Origin of the sequence: Kaistella soli (genome assembly GCF_019038595.1) — a bacterium.
GTDB lineage: Bacteria > Bacteroidota > Bacteroidia > Flavobacteriales > Weeksellaceae > Kaistella > Kaistella soli.
On record NZ_JAHOPF010000001.1, the window covers coordinates 149,795 to 166,375 of the forward strand.

The 16,581-nt window shown below is 40.4% G+C and carries 14 protein-coding genes; 10 read left to right on the forward strand and 4 right to left on the reverse strand.

The window, feature by feature from the left end; all coding sequences use genetic code 11:
* Positions 1–254: 254 nt before the first annotated feature.
* On the forward strand, positions 255–905 hold the full coding sequence (gene upp, locus KSK37_RS00705; protein ID WP_217198851.1) for a uracil phosphoribosyltransferase: 651 nt from the start codon (positions 255–257) through the stop codon (positions 903–905).
* 22 nt (positions 906–927) lie between these two features.
* On the opposite strand, the gene KSK37_RS00710 is transcribed toward upp, so the two are convergent.
* Together KSK37_RS00710 and KSK37_RS00715 are read right to left on the reverse strand one after the other, a co-directional pair.
* Entirely contained in the window at positions 928–1,578 is a 651-nt protein-coding gene (locus tag KSK37_RS00710; RefSeq protein ID WP_217198853.1) for a ComF family protein, read from the reverse strand.
* Between the two features lie 47 nt (positions 1,579–1,625).
* Positions 1,626–3,092, reverse strand: coding sequence for a helix-turn-helix domain-containing protein (locus tag KSK37_RS00715; protein ID WP_217198855.1), 1,467 nt, complete (start codon positions 3,090–3,092; stop codon positions 1,626–1,628).
* A gap of 139 nt (positions 3,093–3,231) precedes the next feature.
* Between KSK37_RS00715 and aceB the strand changes: the two genes are divergently transcribed.
* The 8 genes from aceB (at position 3,232) to KSK37_RS00755 (ending at position 12,949) form a co-directional block, all read left to right on the forward strand.
* Positions 3,232–4,809, forward strand: a complete 1,578-nt coding sequence (gene aceB, locus KSK37_RS00720; RefSeq protein ID WP_217198857.1) for a malate synthase A — start codon at positions 3,232–3,234, stop codon at positions 4,807–4,809.
* A gap of 32 nt (positions 4,810–4,841) precedes the next feature.
* Positions 4,842–6,128, forward strand: a complete 1,287-nt coding sequence (aceA, locus tag KSK37_RS00725) for an isocitrate lyase (RefSeq protein ID WP_217198859.1) — start codon at positions 4,842–4,844, stop codon at positions 6,126–6,128.
* 141 nt (positions 6,129–6,269) lie between these two features.
* Positions 6,270–6,713, forward strand: a complete 444-nt coding sequence (locus tag KSK37_RS00730) for a 6-pyruvoyl trahydropterin synthase family protein (RefSeq protein WP_217198861.1) — start codon at positions 6,270–6,272, stop codon at positions 6,711–6,713.
* 28 nt (positions 6,714–6,741) lie between these two features.
* Positions 6,742–7,512 carry a UDP-2,3-diacylglucosamine diphosphatase gene (locus KSK37_RS00735; protein ID WP_217198862.1) on the forward strand — a complete coding sequence of 257 codons (771 nt, stop codon included), beginning with the start codon at positions 6,742–6,744 and terminating at the stop codon, positions 7,510–7,512.
* A 114-nt stretch (positions 7,513–7,626) separates the two neighbouring features.
* Positions 7,627–8,613 (forward strand): LuxE/PaaK family acyltransferase, encoded by a 987-nt coding sequence (locus tag KSK37_RS00740; protein ID WP_217198863.1) that lies wholly within the window; start codon positions 7,627–7,629, stop codon positions 8,611–8,613.
* Between the two features lie 13 nt (positions 8,614–8,626).
* Positions 8,627–9,166, forward strand: coding sequence for a hypothetical protein (locus KSK37_RS00745; RefSeq protein WP_088358409.1), 540 nt, complete (start codon positions 8,627–8,629; stop codon positions 9,164–9,166).
* A gap of 81 nt (positions 9,167–9,247) precedes the next feature.
* Positions 9,248–9,976: a DUF4230 domain-containing protein gene (locus KSK37_RS00750; RefSeq protein ID WP_217198864.1), complete on the forward strand. Its 729-nt coding sequence runs from the start codon at positions 9,248–9,250 to the stop codon at positions 9,974–9,976.
* Between the two features lie 99 nt (positions 9,977–10,075).
* The gene (locus KSK37_RS00755) at positions 10,076–12,949 is read left to right on the forward strand and encodes an alpha-amylase family glycosyl hydrolase (protein ID WP_217198865.1); all 2,874 of its coding nucleotides are present in this window, start codon (positions 10,076–10,078) and stop codon (positions 12,947–12,949) included.
* Positions 12,950–13,002: 53 nt separating this feature from the next.
* Here KSK37_RS00755 and KSK37_RS00760 read toward each other — a convergent pair whose 3' ends face one another.
* Positions 13,003–14,208 (reverse strand): oxygenase MpaB family protein, encoded by a 1,206-nt coding sequence (locus KSK37_RS00760; protein WP_217198867.1) that lies wholly within the window; start codon positions 14,206–14,208, stop codon positions 13,003–13,005.
* Between the two features lie 159 nt (positions 14,209–14,367).
* Here KSK37_RS00760 and KSK37_RS00765 point away from each other — a divergent pair, with 159 nt between their 5' ends.
* On the forward strand, positions 14,368–15,510 hold the full coding sequence (locus KSK37_RS00765) for a DEAD/DEAH box helicase (RefSeq protein WP_217198869.1): 1,143 nt from the start codon (positions 14,368–14,370) through the stop codon (positions 15,508–15,510).
* Positions 15,511–15,574: 64 nt separating this feature from the next.
* On the opposite strand, the gene gap is transcribed toward KSK37_RS00765, so the two are convergent.
* The gene (gene gap / locus KSK37_RS00770; RefSeq protein ID WP_088358404.1) at positions 15,575–16,579 is read right to left on the reverse strand and encodes a type I glyceraldehyde-3-phosphate dehydrogenase; all 1,005 of its coding nucleotides are present in this window, start codon (positions 16,577–16,579) and stop codon (positions 15,575–15,577) included.
* Between the last annotated feature and the right edge of the window lie 2 nt (positions 16,580–16,581).

Genomic DNA, 16,581 nt, shown 5'->3' on the forward strand with positions numbered 1-16,581 from the left:
AAAGCGGTCCCGCTTTCCGCTATATCTTTTACTGCACTCCGTTCCGTAAAAGGATGCCGCTACAATCGGGGCTATAAGATAAGACAGTTGCTCTTCGAAGAGTTTAGATAACGCTTTATTGGCGCGGTTCCGGAACGGAACCGCGCCAATTTATTTTCATTCTCAGTCCAAATAGCAGCTTCCTATCACCAACAGAATTTTTATCATGCGGATTTCAATAAAAATTCACGAACTTTACCGCATAAATAACAACTATGATTACTGTTTTATCTGATCAATTTTCCCTAGTTAATACCTGGATTAACGAACTTAGAAATGTAGAACTGCAAAACGACCGAATGAAATTCCGGAGAAATATGGAAAGAATCGGTGAAATCGCAGCTTTCGAAATCAGCAAAGGCCTGGAACAGAAAGAAATAGAGATTACAACGCCTCTTGATCAGCTTAAAGTAAAAGAAGTTGCCGTTCAGCCCGTTATTACGACGATTTTAAGAGCCGGCGTTCCTTTGTTTCAGGGAATTTTAAACTATCTGGATAAAGCGGACTGCGGTTTCGTGGCAGCCTACAGAAAACACGATGCCAACGATTATTTTTCCATCAAACAGGATTATCTTACCTGCCCCAATATCGACGGAAGACCGCTGATTGTTGCCGATCCCATGTTGGCAACAGGTGCAAGTTTAATTGAAGCCATCAAAGATTTATTAAATCACGGAAAACCTACACAGCTTCATATCGTTGCGGCAATTGCGTCCAAACAGGGCGTGGAAACCATCCAAAAAGAATATCCCGAAGCCAAAATCTGGGTGGGCGTAATTGATGAACATTTAACTTCCAAAGGATACATCACCCCAGGATTGGGCGATGCAGGAGATTTAAGTTACGGTGAAAAACTGCAGCGATAAATCCTTAGCCTTAACCTCGACATTAGTCAACCGCCATCACCAAAACAGAAACTTTGTTGTTTCCGGCTTTCAGAATTTCCCAGGCAACCGAACTCATGGTGTTTCCGGTAGTGAAGACATCATCAATGATCAGAACGTGTTTATTTTCAATGTTTTTGACGATTGAAAAAAGATTTTCGGTTTCGGTTCGGTGTCTTTTATCTTTCAAAGCCTGTGCTTTTTTGTAGAAATTCCGTCTGATTAAATGGTGGTCATAAGGAATTTTGAAGTTTTCCGATAATGTTTCCGTAAAAAGATGAAGCTGATTGTATCCTCTTTCTTTCAGTTTTTTTGGATGCAGCGGAACAGAAATCAATAAATCCGGCTTTTCTTTTCCGAAATCAAGTCTTTCGCTTACCCAGCCGGCGAGCGTTTTTCCTGTCTTTTCTCTGGACGCATATTTAAGCTGATGAACAATTTTACGGCTCAGGCTTTCCTCCTCAAACTGCATCAAAGCAAATGCATTTTCGACCGGAAAAAGCAGCGAACATTTTTCTTTCAAAAGATTGGTTTCAGAAAAATGATGGTGGGTGAAACGGATCTGGTCAAAACAAAGTTCACAGACAAGCTCCGCCCCGTTGATAATTCGGTTGCAGTGCAGGCATCGGTTTGGGAAAAGCAGATTGAGCAGCAAGTTTGTAGAATTTCATTTAAAAATACAAAATTTTGCAACATTCATCATTACATCAGATTTTTTCGGATTTTCGCGATGGATTTTTTCATGTCCTCATTAAAAAGCTCTTTCTCCAGCCGAACCGGCGGCGCCTGTCTCACTTCACAGTCATTAATGCTGCAGGTTTCGCAAGTTACCCCGACATTGATGGTCTTTATCCGGTCGCTTTTTGCAAATTTTATCTTTTTCAGGGAGTTCGTATTTAAAAGAATTCCGATGCAGTAACTTCGGTTGGTACCGTCAGAAAAAGGATTTTTCTGTGAAGTAGAAATAACCAGGTAAGACAGACCGCTGTCTTTATAATGCGAGATCTGCGCGTCGGTAAGGGTTTCGTTTTCTTTTAAACTCACCAGATTTTTCACGGCGATCCACCTTCTGCAGTAGTGTTCATTCGTCGCATTGGCGTGTGGCGCCTGCTGCTGATTAAGATGTAGTTCTTTAAGAATCTGAATTTTATCTGAATTTTTCTTCTTCGTAAAACACAGGTAAAAAAGATCTTTAATCCCAAGTTCGGACGGAAGAACATTGGTGAGACGGTAATAAAATGTTTCGGGAGAATTGGTGAACTGCTCAGTTAAACTTTCAAAAAAGCCGGGTTCCCACTCATCTTCCCTAAAAAAGTCCGTGATTTTTTCCGCCAGCGCTTCTTTAGGAATCAGCAGGCATCCTGCAAAATAGGAAGCGTAAAAATTATTCAGTAAACTTTCAAAACTCGTAAAATCTAACCAGGAATAAGTGTTAGGTCGCGGTGTGAGCTGCAGAACATTAAAACCGATTTCTTTTGCAAAAATAAAAGTTCTTTGGTCTTCATCTAAAATTTCATTCAGCAGCAACAGTTTTTTTTCCGGGATGAATAGCGAACGCAGTTTTCCGGACGCACCGTACTGCTCAAAGTTCAGACTTCTGATTTCATAATGAAACTGTTCTGTTAGAATTTTTTCAAAGTCAGCCGAACTTGGCTTGAAAGAAAACTTGTTTTCAGTGAAATAAATTTGAGCTTTTTCCTCTATTTCGGGGAAGTAATTATCATAAAGTTCCTGAAAACTTCTCAGGACCGCAAAGTAGAACATTTCTTTTCCGAGGTTGTAATTCTGTGAAATTTCAATCAGGGTGTTGATGAATGCGGTTACTTTTTTCGGGGCATCGCTGATGATGCTGATCAGATTGCTTTTATTGATTCCGAAAAGCTCGAGCGGAATTTCCTTGAAAAAATCCGACTGCAGAATTTCAGTGAAAGGCGCCAAACCTTTGTCGAGTTTGGTGGAGACGAGTTCGTCGTACGAGCAGTTCAGTTTTTCGGTAAGCTGGATGATCTTATCATGCTTCGGGAATTTTTTTCCGTTTTCAATTTCATTCAGGTAAGATTTGGACAGGCCGGTTTCATTGGCAAGATCCTGCAGAGACCAGTTTTTTTTCTGTCTTTGCTGCTTGAGTTTCAGTCCGAAAACTGTTTTGATAAATTTGCCGTCGTGCATGATAAGAGTAATAAATTATTTTCCTTTTCCAAATTTATGAAAAAATTAACAGCTGTTCGCATAATATTATTTTAGCGAACGTTCGCTAAAATAAAATATTTTATCTAAGTTTGTAAAACCAAATCTTAAATCATTGAAAATGGAAGCGTTAAGAAAAATTCAGATTATTGCTGAAGACCAGTACTCAGATATTTTTACTCCGGAACTTTCTGAATTTTTAATTCAGTTGCACGAGAAATTTAATCAAGAGAGACTTCACCTTCTGTCCGAAAGAAAAGTAAAACAGCTTGAATTTGATCATCATCATCTTCCTTCTTTTTTACCGGAAACGGAAGAAATCCGGACGTCAGCTTGGGTTTGTAATCCCCTGCCTGAAGATTTGCTCGACAGAAGAGTTGAGATTACCGGTCCGGTGGAACGTAAAATGATTATCAATGCTCTGAATTCCGGCGCTTCCACTTTTATGGCTGATTTCGAAGACAGCAATTCTCCGACCTGGGAAAATTGCATGGAAGGTCAGCAAAATCTCTCAGATGCGGTGAACCGTACCATCGATTTTGAAAATGAAAATGGTAAAAAATATCAACTGAATGAGAAAACTGCGGTTTTGCTCGTTCGGCCAAGAGGTTTGCATTTGGAGGAAAAAAACATTGAAATCAACGGACAGAAAGCTTCTGGTTCTTTAACTGATTTTGGAATTTACTTTTTTAGAAATGCAGAAAAACTGATTCAAAACGGAACCGGACCTTATTTCTATCTTCCGAAACTGGAACATTATCTGGAAGCCAGATGGTGGAATGAAGTCTTTAAATTTTCTCAGAATTATCTTAAAATCCCACAGGGAACAGTAAAAGCGACCGTTCTTATCGAAACCATTACCGCGGCTTTTCAACTCGATGAAATTTTATTTGAACTTCAAGAACACAGTTCCGGACTGAATTGCGGAAGATGGGATTATATTTTTTCCTACATCAAAAAATTCAGAAATCTGCCGGAGTTTCTCGTGCCGGACAGAGATCAGGTGACCATGACTTCACCTTTTATGAGTGCGTATTCAAAACGCGTAATTCAGGTTTGTCATAAAAGAAATGTTCATGCGATGGGCGGCATGGCAGCGCAGATTCCGGTGAAAAACAATGAAGCGGAGAATGAAACGGCTTATGCAAAAGTGCGTGCCGATAAGGAAAGAGAAGTGAAAAACGGACACGACGGAACCTGGGTTGCGCATCCCGGTTTGGTTCCTGTTGCAAAAAAAATATTCGATGATTTGATGCCTGAAGAAAATCAGATTAATAAAAAGTTTGAAGAATATCAGATTTCAGAAGCTGATCTGCTCGAAATTCCAAAAGGAACGGTCACCGAAAATGGGGTCAGGAAAAACATCAACGTCGGAATTCTCTACATCGATTCATGGCTGATGGGAATCGGAGCCGCCGCGCTTTATAATTTAATGGAAGATGCTGCAACCGCTGAAATTTCCAGAACTCAGGTTTGGCAGTGGCTCAAAAATGAAGCAAAACTGGATGACGGAAGAACTTTATTGCCTGCGATGGTTTTGACTTGGCAGGAAGAAGAACTTGAAAAGATCAAAAACTACGTGGGTGAAGAACGCTTTAGTAACGGAAAATTCGGGTTAGCTACAGAAATTTTCGATTATTTGGTACTTAACGATCACTTCGAAGAATTTCTGACCTTGAAAGCCTATCAATTCATTTAAACATTTCAATAAAAAACCAAATCCAAAATAGTATGAAAAACCAGGAACAAATCCGCCGGCTTGAACAGGACTGGCTGGAAAATCCAAGATGGAACGGCATCCAGAGACCGTATTCCGCAGAAGAAGTATTAAAATTGAGAGGTTCTTACCAGCTCGATTACACCATTGCAAAACTCATGTCTGAAAAATTGTGGGAAAAACTGAACAGTCAGGATTTTGTCGCAGGATTAGGCGCGCTTACCGGAAACCAGGCGGTACAGGAAGTAGATGCAGGTTTGGAAGCGATTTATCTTTCAGGCTGGCAGGTTGCGGCAGATGCGAATCTTTCCGGCGAAATGTATCCGGATCAGAGTCTTTATCCCGCGAATTCTGTCCCAAGCGTGGTAAAAAGAATTAATAATGCTTTGCTGAGAGCTGATCAGATTCAGTCGGTCAATGGCGTTGCAGAAGAGGACAGAAAAGAATATCTTGTCCCGATTGTTGCCGATGCGGAAGCGGGTTTCGGCGGAAACTTAAATGCATACGAACTCATGAAGCAGATGATTGAAGCCGGAGCAGCCGGAGTTCATTTTGAAGACCAGTTATCTTCCGCTAAAAAGTGTGGCCATTTGGGAGGTAAAGTTTTGGTTCCGACTCAGGAAGCGATCAATAAATTAGTGGCAGCACGTCTCGCAGCGGATGTTTGCGGAGTTCCGACCATTGTAGTCGCGAGAACTGATGCTGACGCGGCAGATTTGCTGACTTCGGATATTGATAAACGCGATCAGAAATTTGTAACCGGAAAAAGAACGACAGAAGGTTTTTTTGAAGTAAATAACGGAGTAGAGCAGGGAATCAACAGAGGTCTTTCTTACGCACCGTACGCAGACCTGATCTGGATGGAAACCTCAAACCCGGATTTGGATTATGCAAGAAAATTTGCTGAAGGCATCCACGCGAAATTTCCGGGAAAAATGCTGGCCTATAACTGTTCGCCCTCTTTCAACTGGGCTGCGAAACTTTCCGTTCCGGAAATGGAAACTTTCAGGGAAGAACTCGCAAAAATGGGTTACAAATTCCAGTTTATAACGCTTGCCGGATTCCATGCCTTAAATACTTCAATGTTTGAATTGGCGTTGGCGTACAAAAAACGCGGAATGGCCGGTTACAGCGAACTTCAGGAAAGAGAATTTGCTTTGCAGAAAGAAGGTTTCCGCGCGGTGAAACACCAGAGTTTTGTAGGAACAGGATATTTCGATGCGCTTCAAACCGTTATTACAGCAGGAAACTCTTCCGTTGTCGCGATGAAAGATTCCACCGAATCTGCTCAGTTTCATTAAAAAGATTGTAGTTTTTTATTTTGATATTGTTAGTGAATCCTTCCGCCTTTTGCGGGAGGATTTTTAGCTGTTAAATTTCTGTGTTAAAACCTTCCAATTCCAAATTACCGCATTGTCACCTCAAAATATTATCTTTGCAGAATGATTAGAATTACCAAAATTTTCACCTTCGAAACCGCGCATGTTCTTTACAATTACGACGGAAAATGCAAAAATATGCACGGGCATTCCTATAAACTTTTCGTGACGGTCAAAGGAAATCCAATCAATGATCTGGATCATCCCAAAAACGGAATGGTCGTGGATTTTGGCGACATCAAGAAAATTGTAAAATCTGAAATCATCGATCTCTGGGACCACGCAGTTTTGGTAAATGGCGCTTCTCCGCATAGAGATTTGGGTCAGGATCTGGAGCAGAAAGGTCATAAGGTAATTTTCTGCAGTTACCAGCCGACCTGCGAAAATATGCTTTATGATATCGCCGAAAAGATTAAATCAAAACTTTCAGGAGACGTCACTTTGGCTTACCTCAAACTTCACGAAACCGAGAATTCCTACGGAGAATGGTTTGCAGAAGAGAATTAGAAGTTTAAAATAAAGTGTACCGAAAGACATGAAGATCAATCTCGAACCCAATAAAAAAGTTTATTTCGCATCCGACCAGCATTTTGGCGCGCCGAACCCAAAAGAAAGCAAGGTTAGGGAAGAAAAATTCATCCGCTGGCTCGACGAGATTAAAAAGGATGCTCAGGTTCTTTTTCTCATGGGCGATCTTTTTGATTTCTGGCACGAGTGGAACCACGTGATTCCGAAAGGCTATGTGCGGGTTTTAGGGAAACTGGCCGAACTGAAAGATTCAGGAATTGAACTTTTCATGTTTGTTGGAAACCACGATCTGTGGATGAAAAATTATTTTGAGGACGAAATAGGCTGCAAAGTTTTTTTTGATAAACAGTATTTCGAAATCAACGGGAAAAATCTCCTTCTGGCGCACGGCGACGGATTGGGTCCTGGCGATAAAGGCTATAAAAGGATGAAGAAACTTTTTACCAATCCTTTTGCACAGTGGGCATTTCGTTGGCTGCATCCTGATATTGCGATGAAAGTGGCGATTTACTTTTCGACCCAGAATAAAATGATTTCCGGTGAGGAAGACAAAGCTTTTTTAGGGGAAGACAAGGAATTCCTAATCATTTATTCCAAAGAAAAACTGAAAACGGAACCCATTGATTATTTCATTTACGGGCACCGTCATCTCCCGATGGTTCTTGATTTGGAAAACGGCAAAGCGAAATACATTAACCTTGGTGACTGGATTTCTTATTTCACTTACGGTGAATTTCAGGAGGATTTTCAATTGAAAACTTTTGAGGATCAATTTTAATTCCGCGCTTTTCAAAAGTGGTTACCGACGGATTTTTAACGGCAATGTAGCGCTATAAATCTCCGTGACCGCTGCGTAAACACTGTGTCTCCGTGGTAAAAGTATTTAATAAACATGCAAAATATTTTCAACATAAAAACCGAAGCTGATTTTCAGAAAAAATGTCTGGAAACTTTCAGCTATCAATACGAGAACCTAGAGGTTTACCGGAAGTTTGTGGATTATCTGAACATCAATCCGGATGAAATTACTGAAGTAGAAAAAATTCCTTTTCTGCCGATTGAAATGTTTAAAAATCATTTGGTTTTAGATAAAAATTCATCCGCAGAAAATTATTTTCAAAGTTCAGGAACGACACAAATGACGCGTTCCAAACATTATATTGCAGATTTTGGACTGTACGAACAAAGTATTTACGAAAGTTTCGCGCAGTTTATCGGTAAACCGGAAGAGTATATTTTCCTTGGTCTGCTGCCCAATTATTCTGAAAATCCGCATTCGTCTTTAATTTATATGGTCGATTTCCTGATGAAGAAATCCGGAAAACCTGAAAACGGCTACTTTTTGTATAATCATGGTGAATTATTTGAACTTATAGAAAAACTGTCAGGGGAAAACAAAAAAGTTATCCTGTTCGGAGTTTCTTTCGCGTTACTCGATTATCTTGATTTCTGTAACAGTCAATCAATCCACCATTTAAATACTCAGAAACTTACAGTGATAGAAACGGGCGGAATGAAGGGCAGAAAGAAGGAAATGACGAAAGACGAACTTTTGAAAATTTTTCAAATAGGTTTCGACACAGACGGAATTTACTCCGAATATTCCATGACAGAGCTTTTGTCGCAGGCTTATTCTTTGGGAGAAAATATTTACGAAAGTCCAAAATGGATGCGGATTCTCATCAGGAATACCGAAGATCCATTTTCTTACGTTGAAGAAGGAAGAACGGGCGCAATTAATATCATTGACCTGGCAAATATTCATTCCTGCAGCTTTATTGCGACCCAGGATTTGGGTAAGGTTGAAAACGGAAAATTTCAGGTTTTGGGTCGGATTGACCATTCCGATATCCGTGGCTGCAGTCTTTTGGTTTCTTAATTTTTTTGTTTAAATGCTTAAAGTAGAAGAGCTTACTTATAATTTTATCTCGAAGTTTTACGACTTTGAGAAAGATTTGGTGCTGACCAATCATTTCCATTCCGATTGGGAAGCGGATATTTTAATTGTGAATGAAGAAGGTTTCAGTCATGAGTTTGAAATTAAGTTTTCGAAAGCCGATTTCAAAAATGATTTCAAAAAAAATTACCAGAATTCAAAAACGAAAGAAAAATTCCTGAAACACGACAAAATTTCCTGCGGCGATTATATCTGCAACCAGTTCAGTTTTCTCTTGCCCATGGGAATGATCGACGCGGAAAAAATCCCTGAACATTGCGGTATTATTGAATTTGATCATAATCCTGATACTTGGGAAACTGTTTTTTATGAAATCCGGAAACCTAAAAAAGTTCATGAACTGACCTTCTGGAATTTAGTGGATAAAGATTTAATGCTGAAAATAATGGCGAGAAATTTCTATCTGAAAAAGCTTGAAGCCAAAGGTAAATTCGAGGAACTCATACTTCCGCCGAAAATTTTCCAGAAAAAATAAACTTCCCGCGCTGGATTGTAGCATTTTTTTTGATGTTTAAGAAAGGTTTCTAAATCGTTACCTTTATTTTAAACTCACCAGATGGCTTCAAACAAATTCAAAATCATACTTTGGTCCGTAGGAATTCTAATGCTGATTTTTTTAGGATTCTTTCTCTATCAGCTTACCCAGTCGGAATCGGTAAACTCAGTCATGATTCTTCTGATGCTTTTGTTGGGACTTATTTTAGGAGGAGTCATCGCATTCTTAGCATCGAAAAAGTTGGTTTCAGAACCTGCTGTAATCACCGAAAGTTCCCATACGATCGCCGAAAGTATGCGCAAGGTTTTCAAAGTGGTTTCCGCGGAAGGGCATTTCAATGAGATTTACAATTATGAGGAAACCACGAAGCTTTTTAATTTTATTCCTTCCAAAAAGAAAGCTTTGGTAATCGTTCAGGCGAAAGTTTTGGTGGGTTACGATTTCGAAAAATTTCAATGGGAAGTGGATGAAAAGAACAGGAAAGTCAAACTTCTGAATTTTCCCGCACCCGAAATTCTTTCCACCGAAACCGATTACAAATACTACAATATCGAAGAACAGTTCTTTAATCTTTTCAGCAAAGATGATCTCGCGAAAGTGCAGCAGAACGGCAAAAGGCAAGTGATAGAAGCCGCAAAGAAATCGCATCTTCCGGAAGTGGCCGCAGAGCAGATGCGCACTTTGTTAACGGAACTTTTAGCGGGAAAAAATTTCTTTCTGGAAAACGCTTCAAAAATCACGGAAAGCAAAAGCCAGATTGATTATCGTCCGGTAAATGAGGATAGTTAAAACGCTTTTTACCAATCGGTAAATCATTTTAAAATACTTGAACTAAAATGCTTTGGTCTGTTACATTTTAGTACTTTTACATTCTAAAATTTTAAAGTGATGAAATATTTTTACACGTTTGTTCTGGCGCTGCTCCTTCCTTATTTTGCAGCTGCACAGCAGATTATTTCCTACTCGGTAAATCCGTCTAATTTTGACGAAACCGATGCTGTTACCGTTACTTTTACGGTGAATGAAACCAATTTTGGCGTAGGATCTTCCCATGCACTTTATCTCTGGGCCTGGTCTTTTGACTCCAACAATACCAGTGCAGACGCGCCTACCAACGGAACCTGGACAGCATCCAATCCTGCAAATAAATTAACTTACGTTTCGAGTTCCGGCGCTACCGGAACCTATACTTTTACAATGAATACCGTGAAATCATTTTACGGAAACCGGGCAAATCCGCTTTCAAAAATTGGTTTTTTGGTGAAAACAGTAAACGGTTCCGTGCAGTCTCAGGACATCGTGCTGAATGTAGGGAAATTTCAGTTTAATCTCACAAATCCTGCCTCAGGAAGTACCAATGTAGTGAACTCCGGAAATGTAATTAATATTACAGGAAATTCGTCACTTCCGGCAAACTACCAGATAAAAGCGAACGGCGCGACAGTTTATACCAGCCCGACTGCTTCCACCACTTTAAATTATGCCTACACGGTTACTCAGGATGCTAATATAGCTGTAACTGCAACCAATGCATCAGATGCTACAGCAGTGACAAAAAACTTTACGGTTGCGCTTGCTGTTCCGGTGCAGACGGAAGCCATTCCTGCTTATATGAAACAGGGAATCAATTATGTTCCTTCTGATCCTACAAAAGTGGGACTTGCCATCTACGCTCCCGGAAAACCTTATGTTCACGTGATTGGTAGTTTCAATAACTGGACGGTGAGCGGGAATTATCAAATGAAAAAAGATACCGCGAATCCGAATTTATACTGGACTGAAATTACCGGACTTACACCTTCACAGGTTTATACCTTCCAGTACAGAACTGCAGACGGAATTAAAGTAGCAGATCCATATTCTCCTTTAGTGCTTTCGCCGTATGACGATCCGTTCATCAATCAGACTGCAACGGTTTATCCCAATCTTCCGGCTTATCCTGCAGGACAGAATTTCGAAGTTTCTGTCATCCAGACCGCGAAACCAGCGTATAACTGGACGGTTACAAATTTTAACAAACCTGCGAAGGAAAATTTAATTATTTATGAACTGCTTGTCAGAGATTTTACTACACAAAGAACGTGGCAGTCTCTGATTGATAAAATCGCCTATTTAAAATCATTAAAAATCAATGCTGTTGAATTGATGCCGGTGATGGAGTTCGACGGAAACAGCTCTTGGGGATACAATACCGGTTTCCATTATGCTTTGGATAAAGCGTACGGAACCCCGGAAAAATTCAAGGAATTTATCGATCTGTGTCACCAGAACGGAATTGCAGTTATTTTGGATATTGCTTTGAATCACGCTACGGGAAGAAGTCCTATTGAAAGAATGTGGATGATCGATCCGGATGGAGACGGTTTCGGAGATCCTGCCGCTGACAATCCATATTTTAATCAGGTTGCAAAGCACGCTTACAGTGTATTTAATGATTTTAACCATTCAAAACCTGAAACCAACTACTACGTGAACCGCGTCCTCGAACAGTGGATTAAAGAGTATAAAGTTGACGGATTCCGCTGGGATCTGACCAAAGGATTTACCCAGAACTGTACCGCTGCAGATCAGACCTGTACCAATGCCTATCAGCAGGACAGGGTGGATATTCTTAAAACCTACGCAGACTATCAGTGGAGTTATGATCCTACGTCTTATATCATATTTGAACATTTAGGGACTGACGCAGAAGAATCTCAATGGGCAAATTACAGAGTGGGAGAAGGAAAAGGAGTAATGATGTGGGATAAACAGACAGATCCTTATAACCAGAATACGATGGGCTATGCCAGCAACAGTAACTTTAACCGAGTTGATTTTAAAAACCACGCCGGATTTACTGAAAGACGTGCGGACAGCTACGGAGAAAGCCACGATGAGGAAAGAATAATGTATAAGAATATTACATACGGGGCGAGCGGAGCAGGTTATAATGTAAAGGATCTGGCAACAGCACTGCAGAGACAGAAAGCTTACGGTGCGGTTTTTCTTACTGTTCCGGGGCCGAAAATGATCTGGCAGTTTGCGGAACTTGGTTTTGATAAAAGCATCTACACCTGTGAAGACGGAATAACGGTAAATACAGAATCTGATGCCATTCCGGGAGACTGTAAACTCAGTCCTAAACCGTCAGCGTTCGGACTTGCTTATGATACTGATGCTGCACGAAAATCGGTGTATGATACCTGGGCGAAAATTCTCGAACTGAGATTGGCCAACGATGTTTTCAATACGAAAACCTTCAGTGTAGAATCCGGAAACTTAATGCCGAGAATATATATTAATAATGCATCCACGGCGAGTGCGCTGAAAAATGTGGTGATTCTGGCGAACTTCACGGTAAGCGCCCAAAACATTGTGCCTAATTTCCCTTTCACAGGGAATTGGGTAAATTTAATGGATAATACTTCAGTTCCTGTAGCGGATACTGGCGCTCCGATTACCATTGAAGCAGGTGGCTTCCGGATTTTCGGGAACGCTTCTGCGCTGGCAACCGATGAAGCCGGTTCTGTAAAAAATGCAGTTTCATTAATTCTTACTCAAAATCCTGTAACCAACGGAACGGCAAATATCCGTTATACGAATGCGAAAAACGGGACGTTGGCGATTTATGATTTATCCGGAAAACTGATGAAAACGGTTAAGACCTCCAAAGACAATGGTGATCAGGTCATTTCAGTTAATGGATTCAAATCAGGAATGTATTTAATTCAGCTTAAATCTGACAAAGGAGTCGCAGTAACCAAAATGATGGTGAAATAGACCTTCGGAAATATAAAAATGAAAGCGGTCTGCAATGTTGCGGACCGTTTTTTTTAGTACTGAAAATCTTTCGGGGTGTGTTTAATATAGTCTTCCAGAACCTTCATCTGGTCTTTATGACCTAAATTGATCAGTTTCTGATAGCTTTCCGGCTGATTCAAACTGAAAATTTTCTGAGCGGTTTTGTTGGCTCTGATAATGATTTTCGGGAAAACTGAAGTCATTGAAACTTTCGGAATCTGCAGTCTTTCATTAATTTCCCGGTCAAGCAAAAACCAGTTCATGCTCTGATGAAGATTCAGCAGCAGTTTACGCTGAACGGGAAATCTGTAAATCGTGTTTTCAAGATTTTCATCCAGCAAAGCTTTGGCTAAATGTGCAGAATCTGAGTCGCCTTTATCCTGCAAAGAACTCCACAAATAAAGCTGTTCTGCGGCCTGCTGTTTATTTTCCGGAAGATATTCAGCCGGAATTCCAAGGAGATAACCGATATATTTCCATAGATGAAAAACGCCCAGCTCTTCTTTTTCCGAAATTTTCACGCCCAGTTTTTTCAGTCCCTGCATGAAAACAAGGCTGAAACCGGTGTAAGTTGCAATCATATCCCATGTATTGATGGGTTCTCCCCAGTTTTCGCTATCCCAGTTTTCGCTTTTCTCCTTTATTTTTAAACGCGCGTAGGAATGCATCAGACGGGTTCTGACGATTAACTGATAGGCGTCGGAGTTAATTTCCAAAGCGTTCTCGCGGGTAACGTTTACCCAAAATTCCAGCGTGTCTTTTAAACGTTTTACCGCACCTTTTTTAAGCGCTCCCGTGAAAATTAAAGGTTTGTTGAGGTACGCGTAATCGTAACCGCCCATCAGCGTGAAATCGCGGAGAATAATAAGTGCATTGGTTCCGCTTCTCATGCAGAATCTGGCGCCGGTATTTGCGAGGTTTTTATCGAACCAGGCCGGAACTTCCTGCATCTGAATGAAAAGTTTTTTTAAACTTTCCGGTGCGTCGTCGCTTTCAGTAATTTTTGTAGCGGAATATTTCTTGATCAGAGCACTTGCCTGCGGGTACGGAAGTTTCAGATAAGTTGTGCGCACCGCCTCGTCACCAAGCTCATCAATCTGATGATAAAGAAATGAAAACTTTTCGAAGTTATTGATATCGGGTTTAAAATCTGCCCAGTCAAGAAGTTCTTTTCCGTTGCCTTTTTCCCAAAAATTTTTAAAATGCGGAGCGTTGTGAAATCTGGGTTCGGTCTTCATTAATCGTATTTTAAGAAATTTGTGTTTAAAAAATAACTTTCAGAATTGCAATCTTTAAGCCATTAAAGGTAAGAAATATTGAGGCGAAAGTCCAGTAAAAACGATAAATGCCGAATGCTGTGCCGAATAGATTATCTTTGCGGAACTAAAACAGCATCTATGTCTTTCGAATCTTTAGGCTTATCACACAATATTATTAAATCTGTCAAAAAATTAGGGTTTCTGAAGCCGTTTCCCATACAGGAACAAACCGTCCCGGTGATTTTGGCGGGAAAAGATTTAATGGGAATTGCACAAACCGGTTCCGGTAAAACCGCGTGTTTTGTAATGCCGATTCTGGAAAAACTCCAGAATGAAGAGGTGAAAAAAGATCGGAATATCCAGATTTTGGTTTTAGCTCCGACTCGCGAACTGGTGATTCAGATTGATGAGGTTTTCAGAGCTTTTACAGAAAACCTGAAAAGGGAAATCCGGACGATGGCAGTTTATGGCGGAGTTTCGATTAATCCGCAGATGAAAGGCATGTTCGGTGTTGAAATTTTGGTGGCAACGCCGGGAAGATTGCTTGATTTAATTGAGCATAAAGCTTTAAGTATTTCCCAAATCACGCATCTGGTAATTGATGAGGCTGATAAAATGTTCCAGCTCGGATTTGAAGAGGAGATGAACAAACTCTTTGCGATGATGCCTTCAAAGAAACAGACGGTTTTGTTTTCCGCAACTTTAAATGATAAAGTCGAAGAGATTAAAAAACGGCTGACCATCAATCCTGTTCTTGTAGAAATTAAAGCGGAAGAAGTCGATCTCGATAAAATTACGCAGCTTGCCTATCACGTTACTGAAGAAAGAAAAGGTCCGTTTTTGCGGTATTTAATTAAAGAAAAAAACATCCAGCAGGCTTTGGTTTTTACTTCGTCTACGAGAAGTGCGGATAATCTGGCTGAAAAACTCAAGAAAAATAAAATTCCCGCAACGGCTGTTCACGGAAAAAAATCCCAAGGTTCCAGGTCAGGAAATTTACGCGATTTTAAAGAAGGGGAAACTCAAATTCTTGTAGCGACAGATCTTATCGGTCGTGGAATCCACATCGACTCGTTGGAATATGTCATCAATTACGAACTTCCGCGTTCACCGCTGGATTATGTCCACAGAATCGGAAGAACCGGCCGTGCTTTGGAATCCGGAACTGCAATTACCATACTTACAGATGATGAACTGCAGCACTTTCGCGTCATCCAGAAAAAGATGGGGAAAAGAGTAGAACTGATCAGAACGGAAGACATTAATCTTCACGGATTTTAATCTAAAAATCATAAAAAAACCTCCCAAATTGAGAGGTTTTTTATTTTTATGAAAAGTTCCGCGCTTACAAAGAAGCGGAGTGAACCAACATATCTGCTAATTTGTTGGAATAACCCATTTCGTTGTCGTACCAGGAAACCAGTTTCACGAAGTTTGGAGATAACATGATTCCTGCATCTTTATCGAAAACAGAAGTTCTTTTTTCTCCTACGAAATCCTGAGAAACTACAGCGTCTTCAGTATAACCTAAAATTCCTTTCAAATCACCTTCAGAAGCTGTTTTCACAGCTGCACAGATTTCTTCGTAAGAAGTTGCTTTTTCTAATCTAACTGTTAAATCCACTACAGAAACGTCTGCGGTAGGAACTCGGAAAGACATTCCGGTAAGTTTTCCGTTCAGAGAAGGAATTACTTTTCCCACTGCTTTGGCAGCACCTGTAGAAGAAGGAATAATGTTGTTCAAAGCAGAACGTCCTCCTCTCCAATCTTTCATAGATGGTCCGTCAACGGTTTTCTGAGTCGCTGTAGTTGCGTGAACAGTCGTCATCAAACCTTCTACAATTCCGAAATTATCGTGAATTACTTTTGCCAAAGGTGCAAGACAGTTGGTGGTACATGAAGCATTGGATAAAATTTTAATATCGTCCGTTAAATCTTTGTGGTTTACTCCCATTACAAACATTGGCGTATCATCTTTTGGCGGAGCGGAAAGAATAACTTTTTTTGCACCTGCATTGATGTGAGCCTGAGCCGATTCGGTTGATAAAAATAAACCTGTAGATTCTACGATATATTCTGCGCCTACTTCGTTCCATTTAAGGTTGTTAGGATCTTTTTCAGCAGTCACTCTGATTTTCTTTCCGTTAACGATAAGGTCGTTTCCTTCAACAGAAACCTCTCCTTTGAATTCGCCGTGTACAGAATCATACTTCAGCATGTAAGCCATGTATTCAGCATTGATCAGGTCATTAATTCCTACTACTTCGATGTTTTCTCTATCGGCCATTGCTCTGAAAACAAGACGCCCAATTCTACCGAATCCGTTGATTCCTACTTTGATTGTTGACATAA